Raw genomic sequence first — 12,547 nt, forward strand, 5'->3', positions numbered from 1 at the left:
ACAAAATGAGCCAAGAAATGGTTATTTCAATCGCAGAAAGAGCAGTTTGGATTGTTCTGATTGTTTCAGGGCCATTACTACTTGTTGCTCTTGTAACAGGTCTTTTAGTCAGTATATTTCAAGCAACGACTTCCATTCAAGAACAAACATTGGCATTTGTACCGAAAATAATCGCAGTTTTTGTTGCGCTTATCTTTTTCGCGCCGTTTATGATTTCACAATTGATTGATTATGTATCAGATATTCTAAGTAATTTGACTCGGTTTATCGGGTGATTAAATGGCTGAACTTATTCCAAAAGCATCTGTTTTATTATTGATTTTAGTTAGAGTTTCTGCATTTTTTGTATCAATCCCATTATTTTCATATCGTACCATACCGCCGCAATTGAAGATAGCATTAGCGTTTATACTGTCTTGGATAATGTATTACTCATTAGATGTAGATGCTATTCCAATTGATGGAAATTACATATTGCTAGTTTTAAAAGAATTAATTATTGGATTAATGATTGGTATTGCAGCTAATATTGTTTTTTCAGCAGTGCAAATAGCTGGAGGATTTATTGACTTTGAAATGGGTTTTGCAATGGCTAATATTATTGATCCTCAAACTGGAGCACAGACACCCTTAATGGGACAATTTTTTAACTTTTTACTGTTATTTGTTTTGCTAGCTACAAATGGACACCACTTAATTTTAGATGGTATTTTTTATAGTTATGAATTTTTGCCCATGAATCAATTTTTTCCTATGTTCGGTGATGCCGACACTGTAGAATTTATTATTAAATTATTTGGTACAGTGTTTGCGATTGCCTTTCAAATGTCAGCTCCAATAGTTGCTACTTTGTTTTTAGTAACTCTCGCATTAGGTATTACAGCAAAAACAGTTCCTCAATTAAATATATTTGTTATAGGTTTTCCGGTTAAAATAGCGATTGGCTTCTTGGTTTTAATTATTTCTATGGGTGTAATGATTGAAGTAATGGAAAAATTGATTGAACTCACGATTTTAGCAATGAGAGATTTAATGCAATTATTGGGTGGTGCTTAATATGAAGTTACTTCTACCACTTGATCTCCAATTTTTCTCTGGGGAAAAGACAGAAAAAGCGACACCCAAAAAGAGAACAGATGCTAGAAAAAAGGGACAAGTATTAAAAAGTCAGGATGTTTCAGCAGCATTAGTTCTTTTAGCTCTCTTTATGTTTTTATTTTTATTTGCACCAATTATACAAGAAGTATTGTTCACTTTTTTAATCCAAGCATTTCAAAAGAATATTTTAATTGAAACTTTAACTCCTGATACTGTAATGACCATGTATACAGATTCACTTAAAGAGATGGCAAAAATGATATTGCCCATTATGTTATTAGCTGTTGTTGCTGGTGTAGGAGCTAACTTTATGCAATTTGGGTTTCTTTTTACAACAGAAACAATGAAAATTGATTTGAAGAAAATGGACCCAATAAAGGGTATAAAAAAAATAATTTCAGTCCGAGCGATTGTAAATTTACTAAAATCTTTATTGAAGATTACATTTATTGGTACTGTTACAACTGTGGTTGTATGGACGAATATTGAGGAAGTTCTTTCGCTTTCATTCCAAAGCCCATGGGATACACTAACAACAGTTGCAAAATTAGTAGGTATTATGGGAATTGCCGCATCACTTACGCTAGTATTTATCGCACTTTTGGATTACATATATGAAAAGTATGAGTATGAAAAACAATTAAAGATGTCAAAACAAGACATTAAAGATGAATACAAAAATTCTGAAGGTGACCCGAAAATAAAAGGGAAGATTAAGCAAAAGCAACGTGAGATGGCCATGAGGCGGATGATGCAGGAAATTCCTAATGCAGACGTTGTAATAACGAACCCAACTCACTATGCAATTGCATTGAAATATGATGATCAAAGTATGGAAGCACCAACTGTTGTTGCAAAGGGAACAGATTTTATTGCCCAAAAAATAAAATTAATTGCAAAAGAAAATGATATTGTGATGGTTGAAAATCGACCGTTAGCAAGAGCGATGTATGATCAAGTCGAAATTGGTCAACAAGTTCCAGAAGAATTTTTTAAAGCGGTAGCAGAAATTTTAGCTTATGTATATCGCATTAAACGTAAAATTTAGACCATTAGTAGGAGGGGAAACATGAAAATTCGAGATTTAGGGGTTTTAGCTGCAGTAATTATGATTGTGGCGATGCTCATTATCCCTCTACCGACATGGTTACTAAGCTTTTTAATTATTATTAATATTACATTGTCACTAATTGTTTTATTAGTATCAATGAATATGAGAGAAGCTCTTGACTTTGCCATATTCCCTTCAATCATTCTTTTACTCACGTTATTTCGATTAGGTTTGAGTATTTCTACAACCCGTGCAATTCTAGCAAACGGTGATGCTGGTGATGTTGTAGAAACTTTTGGGGAATTTGTTACTGGTGGCAACATTTTAGTCGGATTAGTTATTTTCATGTTATTAGTAATTGTTAACTTTATAGTTATTACAAAAGGTTCTGAACGTGTGGCTGAAGTAGCAGCTCGCTTCACTTTGGATGCAATGCCAGGTAAGCAAATGAGTATCGATGCGGATTTAAATGCAGGCATGATTTCAGAAAAAGAAGCTCGTGAACGCCGTGATAAGGTATCCAAGGAATCTGATTTTTATGGAGCAATGGATGGTGCTACTAAATTCGTTAAAGGTGATGCCATTGCTTCAATTATCATGGTATTTATTAATCTATTATTTGGTATCATCATTGGGATGTTACAACTTGGGTATGAAATGGCTGATGCAGCTACGCATTTCTCTAAGTTAACAGTTGGTGATGGTTTAGTTGCTCAAATTCCAGCATTATTAGTATCTACTGCTACTGGTTTAGTTGTTACTAGAGCAGCTTCTGATGGTAATTTAGGTGAAGATATAACGAGACAACTATTCGCCCAAGCAAAGTTATTGTATATTGCTGGCGGAACAATCTTTTTATTAGGTTTATTTACACCAATTCCTGAATGGATAACAATTCCTATTGCATTGGTATTAGTCGGTGGTGCATATATGACAAGCCGCAAAAAAGATGAAGATCCTGAAGAATTACTTGAAATTGAAGAAGAAGTGGCAACTGACACAATGAAGAGCCCTGAAAATGTTGTAACATTATTAAATGTTGATCCAATAGAATTTGAATTTGGTTATGGTTTAATCCCTCTTGTTGATGCTGCCCAAGGCGGAGATTTATTAGATCGTGTTGTAATGATACGCCGTCAATTAGCATTAGAGCTTGGATTAGTTATACCTGTCGTTAGAATTAGAGATAATATCCAACTTCAACCAAATGAATATCGTATAAAGATAAAAGGGAACGAAATGGCTCGTGGGGAACTGTTACTTGATCATTACTTAGCAATGAGCCCTGGTGACGATGATTCAATAGATGGAATTGATACAATTGAACCTTCTTTCGGATTACCTGCAAAATGGATAACAGAAAGAGCAAAAGAAGAAGCAGAAATGCTTGGTTATACGGTAGTTGACCCACCAAGTGTTGTATCAACTCATTTAACAGAAATTATTCGAGCAAATGCTCACGAACTATTAGGACGTCAAGAAACAAAACAATTAATTGATCATTTACGGGAAAATTATCCTATTTTGGTTGATGAACTAACACCAACACCACTTTCAATTGGTGAAATACAAAAAGTTTTAACAAGACTACTTAAAGAAAATGTCTCTATTCGAAACTTACCAATTATCTTTGAAACATTAGCGGATTATTCAAAACTAACTAGTGATCCAGAAATCCTTACTGAATATGTAAGACAAGCTTTAGCAAGACAAATTACATCACAATATGTTTCAGGAGGACCTTCATTAAAAGTGATTACGATTCCTGGTAAGTTGGAAAAGATAATAGCAGACAGTGTACAACAAACCGACCATGGAAATTACTTAGCAATGGATCCTCAAGATTCACAATCTGTCTTAGAGGCAATTGCTAAAGAAGTTGAGAGAGTATCATTTATGGAACAATCGCCAATTATACTTTGCTCACCTGGAATCCGTATGTATTTAAGACAATTAACAGAACGTTATTTCCCGCAAATACCAATTTTATCCTATAATGAATTAGATGCTAATGTTGAAATTCAAAGTGTTGGGGTGGTGAATGTAGAATGAAGATGAAAAAATATGTAGCTCCTTCCATTTCAGAGGCTATGAAACAAATTCGTACAGAACTTGGTGATGATGCAGTTATCATTAATTCGAAAGTCGTTATAACAAAAAAATTTTTCGGATTAATTAAACACAAAAATTTTGAAGTACTTGCAGGTGTAGACAGTGTGGAGTCAGTTAATTTGCCTTCACACTTACTTGACATGCAGCCTCGTAACGTATCAAATACACAAATAGATACTATTTCAGAAAAAGAGTTACAAAATACTGATTTAAAACTAACAACTGAATTAAAAAGCGAAATAGCTGATCTAAAGTCAATATTACAATCAATACAAAAGCAAACAACTCATTCAGACATTCCTGAAGAAATTTTGCCTATGATTGCCTTTTTAAAACGTCAAGAGCTGAACGAAGAGCTTATCACAGCAATAAGTGATGAGCTTTTTGTGTATTATAAAAAAGCTGAAAATATCAATATTGACGAAATTAAAAGTATTACAAAAGATGTCTTGAAAAAATATCTAATACAATTGCCTATTGGTGGATTATCGTTTGAAAAAAAATATATAAATGTTTTAGGTCCTACAGGGGTAGGTAAGACAACAACAATAGCCAAAATAGCAGCACGGTCTGTATTAGAAAAGAAGAAAAAGATTGGTTTCATTACTACTGATACATATCGAATTGCAGCGATTGAACAATTGAAAACTTATGCGAACCTTTTACATGCCCCTGTTGAAATCGTATATAACGCAAATGATTATAAGACTGCTATTGAGAAAATGGAAAATTTAGATTTAGTTTTCATTGATACAGCTGGGAGAAATTATAAAGAAGCAAAGTATGTTGACGACTTGAAAAAAATAATAAATTTTGAAGATGATGTTGAATCATATTTAGTACTATCTTTAACTTCTAAAGAACAGGATATGGAAGCAATAATTCAACAATTTCATGAATTTCCCATTGAAAAATTCATTTTTACAAAGATTGATGAAACAAATTCTATTGGCACCATGTATAATTTAATGATTAAATATAATAAAGGACTTGCTTACTATACAAATGGACAAGAAGTACCAGAAGATATAGAAGAGGCAAATATAGACAAATTGATTGAATTGTTCTTTCAAGGAGAATTTCAATGAGAGATCAAGCTGAAAAACTAAGAATGAAAATGTTACAAAGCCAAGGATCGTTAGGTAGGTCTATTGCCGTTGTTAGTGGAAAAGGAGGCGTTGGAAAGAGCAACTTTTCAACGAATTTCGCTATTAACCTAAGCCTACAAGGAAAAAAAGTAGTTATCTTAGATATGGATATTGGGATGGGAAATGTTCATATTCTTATAGGAAAAACTACTCAATTTAGTTTTAAGGATTATTTAATGGGTGAAGCCACTTTAAATGAAGTAATGTACGAAGGACCTAGTAATTTGAAATACATTCCTGGAGGTTCTGGACTTACATCTGTTATGGAATGGACAAAGCAAATGTTTGATTCATTAATCATTGCATTTGAAGAATTACAGAAATCCTTTGATTATATTTTATTTGATATGGGTGCAGGTGCAGCAAATTGGTCTCTAGATCTACTTACATCTATAGATGAAATTATTGTCATCTCGACTGCTGAACCAACATCAATTACAGATGCTTATTCGATGATGAAATTTATACACTTAAAAGATCAAAGTAAAAAGTTCTACTTATTATGTAACAGAGCATATTCAAAAGAAGAAGGTCAAGAAACATTACAACGACTGCAGAATACTATGGCAAAATTTCTAAACAAGGAAGTAACGATTTTAGGTTCATTACCTGAAGACCCAGTTGTAAGGAAAGCCGTACGTGAACAAGTTCCTTTTTCAATTGCATATCCTGATTCACCTATAGCGAAAACACTAAAAGAAATTGTTATTCAATTTATTAATAATGATGAAATAAAAGTGATTCATGCTCCTGTTCAATCGAATTCATTTTTATCCAAATTACGGAGTATTTTTTCGAAAGGGCGTGTTTAATTGGGATTCTCAAATAAAAGCAAGCTTTTAATAGTAGATGACTCTGCTTTTATGAGAAAGCTTATTAGTGACTTTTTTGATGGGAATTTAAAAATTGAAGTGATTGGAACAGCAAGAAATGGTGTAGATGCAATCAACAAAATTCAACAGCTTAAACCTGATGTTGTAACAATGGATGTTGAGATGCCCGAAATGAATGGCTTGGATGCATTAAAAGTAATTATGGAAAAATGTCCGGTACCTGTCATAATGCTTTCAAGTACTACGATTAACGGAGCTAAAAATACATTGAATGCAATGGAAAATGGGGCTGTTGATTTTGTTGCAAAACCTAGTGGTACAATTTCTCTTGATTTACATAAAATCAAGGAAGAGTTAGTACATAAAGTTGAACATGCAGCCCATGTTTCTGTTGCAAAACTAAAAAAACCAATTGGTCACAAAAATATTTCTACTAAGTTTGCAAATGATATTATTAAAAAAAGAGAAATAACTCCTATGAAGAACTCAACAACTACTAAAAACTATAAGATTGCAAAAGAAGTTAATGCCTCTACAAGAAAAAATCAATGGAGTAATAATTCTAAAAAAATTGTCTTAATTGGGACTTCAACAGGCGGTCCAAGAGCTTTACAGGAAGTTATTACAAAACTACCAAAATCAATAAATGCACCTATTTTAATTGTTCAACATATGCCGCCGGGATTTACGAAATCACTTGCAGAACGTTTAAATCAACTAAGTAATATAGAGGTAAAAGAGGCAGAACATGGGGATGTATTAATAAATGGAAAAGCGTACATTGCACCCGGGGGAAGTCATCTGAAAATTAAAAAACTGAATTCTCAGTTTCAAATAATACTAGACCAAAATGAGCCTCCTCGCTCTGGCCATCGCCCTGCAGTTGATGTCATGTTCGAAAATGTTAGTCAATTTAGTGAATTTGATAAAATCGCTGTGATTATGACCGGTATGGGATATGACGGTTCAAAAGGATTAATTGAATTAAAACAAAAAGGAAATACCATCGCTATTGCGGAGTCAGCTGACACTTGTATCGTATATGGAATGCCTAAAGCCGCTGTTGAAACTCAACTTGTAGATGAGATAGTAGATGTTGACGACATAGCGCAAACAATTATGAAATATTTGCCTTAAAAGGAGTGTTGTCGTATGGAAGTGAACCAATACTTAGAAATGTTCATTGAGGAAAGTAAAGAACATTTACAAAGCTGCAGTGATAATTTACTTGAACTTGAAAAAAATCCTAATGATTTAGGGATTGTAAATGAAATATTTAGGTCTGCCCATACGTTAAAAGGAATGTCTGCAACAATGGGATATGAGGATTTAGCAGACTTAACTCATAAGATGGAAAATGTACTAGACGCTATCCGTAATGAAAAAATACATGTAACACCTGAAATTTTAGATATCGTGTTTGAATCCGTTGACCATCTTGAAGAAATGGTAATGGATATTGCTGATGGTGGAGATGGAAAAAAAGATGTATCAAAAACTGTAGAAAAATTAAAACGCATTGAATCTGGAGAATCTATTCAAGCAATAGTTAATGAAATGACGACTGCAGCTCAAGAAGTAGCGGTTTCTGATGTTGCAACTGTAGTTTCAAATTTAGATTACGATGATTTTGAAAAAACTGTTCTACTTCAATCAACAGAACAAGGCTTTAATGCTTTTGAAATTTCTGTAACTTTACGTGATGATTGCTTATTGAAAGCTGCTCGTGTTTATATGGTTTTTGATATATTAGAGAAAAATGGAGATGTTGTGAAGGCGTCTCCACCAGTAGAGAGATTAGAAGAAGAACAATTTGATCAGACATTCCAAATTGCTTATATAACTAAAACTACTGCAGAAGAACTTAGAAGTAAGATAGTGAAAGTTTCTGAGATTGCAAATGTCACAGTTACACCAATTTTAAAGGAATTGTTAATACAATCAACAACTGAAGAAACTGTCAAACCTATTTCAGCTGCAATAGAACCAGTTCAACATTCAATTACACCTAAAATTGAAGAAAAATCAGTAGAGGATACAGCTAAAAAATCAACTCCAGCTTCGTCATCATCTTCTTCAAAACAAAATACTCATGCAGCAAGTAAAACAATTCGAGTTAGTATTGATCGATTAGATATTTTAATGAACTTATTTGAAGAACTTGTAATTGATCGAGGAAGACTTCAATCAATTGCATCTGAAGTAAACCATGGTGAATTAAATGAAACTGTTGAGAGAATGAGTCGTACGATGGGCGATCTTCAAAATATCGTATTAACAATGCGAATGATTCCTATCGAAACAGTATTTAATCGCTTCCCAAAAATGGTTCGAACGTTATCAAGAGACTTAAAGAAAAAAATAAACCTCGAAATCATTGGGGCTGAAACTGAGCTTGACCGTACAGTAATCGATGAAATTGGGGATCCACTTGTTCATTTAATTCGTAACTCAGTTGACCACGGTATTGAAAGTCCGGAAGTTCGTCGAGCAAACGGTAAACCTGAGGAAGGTAATGTCATATTACGTGCATATCACAGTGGAAACTATGTGTTTATCGAAATTGAAGATGATGGTGCTGGTATTAACCGCGATAAAGTATTGAAAAAAGCTATTTCAAAAGGTATTGTAACGAAAGAATCGGCGTTATCTTTATCGGATAAGCAAATCAATGAGCTAATATTAGCATCTGGTTTCTCAACAGCTGACGTAGTTTCAGATATTTCAGGTCGTGGTGTAGGTCTAGATGTTGTAAAAACAACAATTGAATCATTAGGTGGAAGTATTTCAATTGATTCAACAGAAGGTGTAGGATCAATTTTCTCTATTCAATTACCATTAACATTAACAATTATTTCTGTAATGTTAGTAGAAATTGAGCAAGAAATTTATGCAATACCTCTATCATCAATTATTGAAACTTCTATTATTAAAAATACTGATATTTTAAACGCACACAATCAAAAAGTGATAGATTTCCGTGGAAAAGTCGTTCCGTTAATATTCTTAGAGGAAATTTTTGAAGTGCCTAGAAAACAACCTATTGATGATGAATTCCATTCAGTAGTTATTGTTCGTAAAGGTGAAAAACTTGCTGGATTAGTAGTAGATTCATTTATTGGGCAACAAGAAATTGTACTTAAATCACTAGGAAATTATTTAACAAATATCTTTGCAATTTCCGGAGCAACGATTTTAGGAAATGGTAAAGTGGCACTTATTGTCGATTGTAATGCGTTAATGAAGTAATAAAGGTGAATGGAAGAGGTGTAGTGGATGAACGCGCTTGAACAAGAATATTTAAAGGTAATTGTTTTTCAATTAGCCGACAAAGAATATGCAATTCCTGTTTCCAATGTTCAAGGAATTGAAAAGTTAATGCATATTACACGTGTACCTAAAACAGCAAAATACGTTAAAGGTGTTATTAATTTACGTGGAGTAGTTACACCAATTATTGATTTACGGGAGCGTTTCAGTATTCCAATTTCAGAAAATGAAGAATCAACAAGAATAATAATTATTACTCTAGATGAGATGGAAGTTGGATTTGTTGTAGATTCTGCAAATGATGTAATTGATATTCCTGTAAATTCTATTGAACAACAGCCAGAAGTTGTCGGGTCAAACGAAGAAGATTTTATTTCAGGAGTTGCAAAATTAGATAACCGATTATTAATATTATTGCATTTAGATAAAGTCTTAAATCCAGCAGACTAAACAACTTTATGGAGATTGATTAAAGTAGGGATAAATTAATGAATCAAGGTCAAAAAATTACTTCGTTACATCTAGATGTACTAAAAGAAATTGGAAATATAGGTGCTGCTCATGCTGCCACAGCACTTTCAGATTTATTGAATAAAAAAATTGATATGCGAGTTCCAAAGGTGGAAATGGTTTCATTTAATGACATGATGGAATTTGCTGGTGGTGCTGAAAAAGCAGTTGTTGGTATTTTTCTCCGGATTGAAGGGGACGTAGAAGGTAGCATGTTCTTTATTTTACCAATCGAGCAGGCAAATCAGTTTATACGTCGACTAATTTGTGATGATTCATTCAGCCTTAGAGATAGCCAAATTTCCGAAATAGGACTTTCCGCAATGCAAGAGATGGGGAATATCCTATCTGGTTCATACTTATCAGCCTTGTCTGATTTTACAGGTTTAAAAATTTATCCTACTGTTCCAGGCTTAAGCGTTGATATGTTTGGAGCAATCATAAGTATTGGTTTAATTGAAATCTCGCAAGTTAGTGATCATGTTATTGTAATAAATACATCCATTTTTGAAGACGGTATGGAAGATTCAAATGAATTAAAGGGTCATTTCTTTTTACTACCTGACCCTGATTCGTTTGAAACTATATTTAAAGCTCTGGGAGTATCGTAGAGATGGTACCGTTTATCAGTAACAATGTTATTAAAGTTGGAATTGCACAAATGGATGTAGTAAAAATACCAAACACAATTCGCACTTCTGGATTAGGGTCTTGTGTAGGGGTCGTTTTATATGATGAAATGAAAAAAATTGCTGGTATGGTGCATGTCATGTTACCAGATTCTAGTTTAGGAAGAACGGATTCGATAAATGCTGCCAAGTTTGCTGATACAGGTATTAAAGGATTAATCGACCTGCTAAAACTTGAAGGTGTACAAGTATTTAGATTAAAGGCAAAAATTGCTGGTGGGGCTCAAATGTTTAAATTTGCATCAGATAAGGATTCAATGCGAATTGGACCACGTAATGTTGAAGCAGTGAAAAATGAACTTCGAAGAAATGGAATACCTCTTGTAGCTGAAGATACAGGAGGCAGTAGTGGTAGAACAATTGAATTTGATCCAGAAACTTGCAAACTAAGTATTCGAACAGTGAATCAAGGAGTGTGTGTAATATGATGTTTGGTTCAATATTTTATAATTGTTGGGCTTCCTTAATTGCATTTTCTATCTATTTCTTTGTAACTCTATTAAACTCATATTCACCAACACATATTTTGATAGGTTCATTTATCGTTGCTATTGTTATTTTTATTATGATGTTCCCTGTTCGATATTTCTTATATTACATTCTTTATACTCCTGAAGAAGGGATTTTTGAAGAGTTTCAAGAAGAGCTTAATAAAATCCAAGAACAAAATAGTGAAAATATAGACAATTTGGACAATACAACAATAGTAGAATTTAGTGATGAAAATTCAGAAGAAATTGCAAAAGTTGTACGAACAATGATGAATCAAGATCTACCTGTACAAAATTAAAAGAGCTGAAATAACAGCTCTTTTTTTGTATATTTTTCACGCTTCTTAATTCTACTAAGATCCAATGAAGATTAAAATGTTACAATTCTTTAACTTATAGTTCTCCATTTTTTCTAATAATCATAAAAATGTGATACTAGCTTACTACAATTATGAAAATATAGGATTCTCAGGGAAATTATTTAGTCTTATAGAAGCGTGTGTTTTTTTTACCAGATTTGATATAATAAATTGGTAGAAAATCGCTAAAAGTGAGGGGGATTTAGATGGTACAACTAAAGCTAGATGATGAGCAAAAACTTTGGAATAGCTGGATAAATAATCGAGATCCTCATGCGGGAGATTTACTGATAAAAAAGTATAAACCGCTTGTAACATATCATGTTCAACGTATTGGTGTAGGCCTTCCTAAAAATGTTTCCCGTGATGATTTGCTGAGCCTAGGTATGATGGGGCTTTTTGATGCATTAAATAAATTTGACATAAATCGTGATTTAAAATTTGATACATATGCTTCTTTCCGTGTCCGTGGAGCAATTATAGACGGATTAAGAAAGGAAGATTGGTTACCACGATCAGCTCGGGAAAAATCAAAAAAATTAGAAGCACAAATAGAGTTGCTAGAACAAAAACTAATGCGACACGCAACGCCAGAAGAACTTGCAGAACATATGAATTTACCAGTTGAAGAAATTTATCAAACCGTTCAAGAACATTTCTTTTCAAATGTTTTATCAATCAATGAACAACAGGATCAAGAAGAGGTAGAAGGCAAAGCTTTTGTAATTAGAGATGATCAAACGAAAACTCCTGAACAAGTAGCAATCCATTCTGAATTAATCGATGATCTTGCAGAAAATATTAAGAAACTTAACGACAAGGAACAACTTGTACTAAGTTTATTTTACACAGAAGAAATGACCCTTACTGAAATTGGTGAGCTACTAGAATTATCTACTTCACGAATATCACAGATTCACTCAAAGGCGTTATTGAAACTAAGGAAACTTCTTTCAAATGAAATGTTAAATACATAGGGAGGAATT

General features: G+C 33.2%; 13 protein-coding genes. All 13 read left to right on the forward strand.

All coding sequences use genetic code 11. The features are described 5' to 3' along the window. Positions 1 to 5: 5 nt before the first annotated feature. The 13 genes from fliQ (at position 6) to D8M03_RS01995 (ending at position 12,538) form a co-directional block, all read left to right on the forward strand. A complete protein-coding gene (gene fliQ / locus D8M03_RS01935) occupies positions 6 to 275 on the forward strand; it encodes a flagellar biosynthesis protein FliQ (protein WP_121212993.1) in 270 nt (89 codons plus the stop codon). Between the two features lie 4 nt (positions 276 to 279). Then, complete coding sequence (gene fliR / locus D8M03_RS01940; protein ID WP_121212994.1) at positions 280 to 1,056, forward strand: flagellar biosynthetic protein FliR; 777 nt, start codon at positions 280 to 282, stop codon at positions 1,054 to 1,056. A gap of 1 nt (position 1,057) precedes the next feature. Continuing rightward, complete coding sequence (gene flhB, locus D8M03_RS01945; protein ID WP_121212995.1) at positions 1,058 to 2,146, forward strand: flagellar biosynthesis protein FlhB; 1,089 nt, start codon at positions 1,058 to 1,060, stop codon at positions 2,144 to 2,146. Positions 2,147 to 2,167: 21 nt separating this feature from the next. Further along, the gene (flhA, locus tag D8M03_RS01950) at positions 2,168 to 4,201 is read left to right on the forward strand and encodes a flagellar biosynthesis protein FlhA (protein WP_121212996.1); all 2,034 of its coding nucleotides are present in this window, start codon (positions 2,168 to 2,170) and stop codon (positions 4,199 to 4,201) included. Further along, a complete protein-coding gene (gene flhF / locus D8M03_RS01955; RefSeq protein WP_121212997.1) occupies positions 4,198 to 5,349 on the forward strand; it encodes a flagellar biosynthesis GTPase FlhF in 1,152 nt (383 codons plus the stop codon). The genes flhA and flhF overlap by 4 nt, the downstream gene beginning before the upstream one ends. Next, positions 5,346 to 6,221: a MinD/ParA family protein gene (locus D8M03_RS01960; protein WP_121212998.1), complete on the forward strand. Its 876-nt coding sequence runs from the start codon at positions 5,346 to 5,348 to the stop codon at positions 6,219 to 6,221. The genes flhF and D8M03_RS01960 overlap by 4 nt, the downstream gene beginning before the upstream one ends. Beyond that, on the forward strand, positions 6,222 to 7,379 hold the full coding sequence (locus D8M03_RS01965; protein ID WP_121212999.1) for a protein-glutamate methylesterase/protein-glutamine glutaminase: 1,158 nt from the start codon (positions 6,222 to 6,224) through the stop codon (positions 7,377 to 7,379). Between the two features lie 15 nt (positions 7,380 to 7,394). Then, positions 7,395 to 9,491 carry a chemotaxis protein CheA gene (locus tag D8M03_RS01970; RefSeq protein ID WP_121213000.1) on the forward strand — a complete coding sequence of 699 codons (2,097 nt, stop codon included), beginning with the start codon at positions 7,395 to 7,397 and terminating at the stop codon, positions 9,489 to 9,491. Between the two features lie 27 nt (positions 9,492 to 9,518). Beyond that, a complete protein-coding gene (locus D8M03_RS01975) occupies positions 9,519 to 9,962 on the forward strand; it encodes a chemotaxis protein CheW (protein ID WP_121213001.1) in 444 nt (147 codons plus the stop codon). 38 nt (positions 9,963 to 10,000) lie between these two features. After that, the gene (locus D8M03_RS01980; protein WP_121213002.1) at positions 10,001 to 10,633 is read left to right on the forward strand and encodes a chemotaxis protein CheC; all 633 of its coding nucleotides are present in this window, start codon (positions 10,001 to 10,003) and stop codon (positions 10,631 to 10,633) included. Positions 10,634 to 10,635: 2 nt separating this feature from the next. After that, positions 10,636 to 11,139, forward strand: a complete 504-nt coding sequence (locus D8M03_RS01985; RefSeq protein ID WP_121213003.1) for a chemotaxis protein CheD — start codon at positions 10,636 to 10,638, stop codon at positions 11,137 to 11,139. Continuing rightward, on the forward strand, positions 11,136 to 11,501 hold the full coding sequence (locus tag D8M03_RS01990) for a hypothetical protein (RefSeq protein WP_245987407.1): 366 nt from the start codon (positions 11,136 to 11,138) through the stop codon (positions 11,499 to 11,501). The genes D8M03_RS01985 and D8M03_RS01990 overlap by 4 nt, the downstream gene beginning before the upstream one ends. 266 nt (positions 11,502 to 11,767) lie before the next feature. After that, positions 11,768 to 12,538 carry a FliA/WhiG family RNA polymerase sigma factor gene (locus D8M03_RS01995; protein ID WP_121213004.1) on the forward strand — a complete coding sequence of 257 codons (771 nt, stop codon included), beginning with the start codon at positions 11,768 to 11,770 and terminating at the stop codon, positions 12,536 to 12,538. Positions 12,539 to 12,547 lie beyond the last annotated feature (9 nt).

It is taken from the genome of Ureibacillus endophyticus, assembly GCF_003628435.1.
GTDB lineage: Bacteria > Bacillota > Bacilli > Bacillales_A > Planococcaceae > Ureibacillus > Ureibacillus endophyticus.

What these genes read in the sequence shown, in the direction of transcription:
- D8M03_RS01975 (WP_121213001.1), top strand. Translation starts at nt 9,519, where the DNA reads ATGAACGCGCTTGAACAAGAATATTTAAAGGTAATTGTTTTTCAATTA.
- D8M03_RS01960 (WP_121212998.1), top strand. Translation starts at nt 5,346, where the DNA reads ATGAGAGATCAAGCTGAAAAACTAAGAATGAAAATGTTACAAAGCCAA.
- fliQ (WP_121212993.1), top strand. Translation starts at nt 6, where the DNA reads ATGAGCCAAGAAATGGTTATTTCAATCGCAGAAAGAGCAGTTTGGATT.
- flhA (WP_121212996.1), top strand. Translation starts at nt 2,168, where the DNA reads ATGAAAATTCGAGATTTAGGGGTTTTAGCTGCAGTAATTATGATTGTG.
- D8M03_RS01985 (WP_121213003.1), top strand. Translation starts at nt 10,636, where the DNA reads ATGGTACCGTTTATCAGTAACAATGTTATTAAAGTTGGAATTGCACAA.
- flhF (WP_121212997.1), top strand. Translation starts at nt 4,198, where the DNA reads ATGAAGATGAAAAAATATGTAGCTCCTTCCATTTCAGAGGCTATGAAA.
- flhB (WP_121212995.1), top strand. Translation starts at nt 1,058, where the DNA reads ATGAAGTTACTTCTACCACTTGATCTCCAATTTTTCTCTGGGGAAAAG.
- D8M03_RS01980 (WP_121213002.1), top strand. Translation starts at nt 10,001, where the DNA reads ATGAATCAAGGTCAAAAAATTACTTCGTTACATCTAGATGTACTAAAA.
- D8M03_RS01995 (WP_121213004.1), top strand. Translation starts at nt 11,768, where the DNA reads ATGGTACAACTAAAGCTAGATGATGAGCAAAAACTTTGGAATAGCTGG.
- fliR (WP_121212994.1), top strand. Translation starts at nt 280, where the DNA reads ATGGCTGAACTTATTCCAAAAGCATCTGTTTTATTATTGATTTTAGTT.
- D8M03_RS01990 (WP_245987407.1), top strand. Translation starts at nt 11,136, where the DNA reads ATGATGTTTGGTTCAATATTTTATAATTGTTGGGCTTCCTTAATTGCA.
- D8M03_RS01970 (WP_121213000.1), top strand. Translation starts at nt 7,395, where the DNA reads ATGGAAGTGAACCAATACTTAGAAATGTTCATTGAGGAAAGTAAAGAA.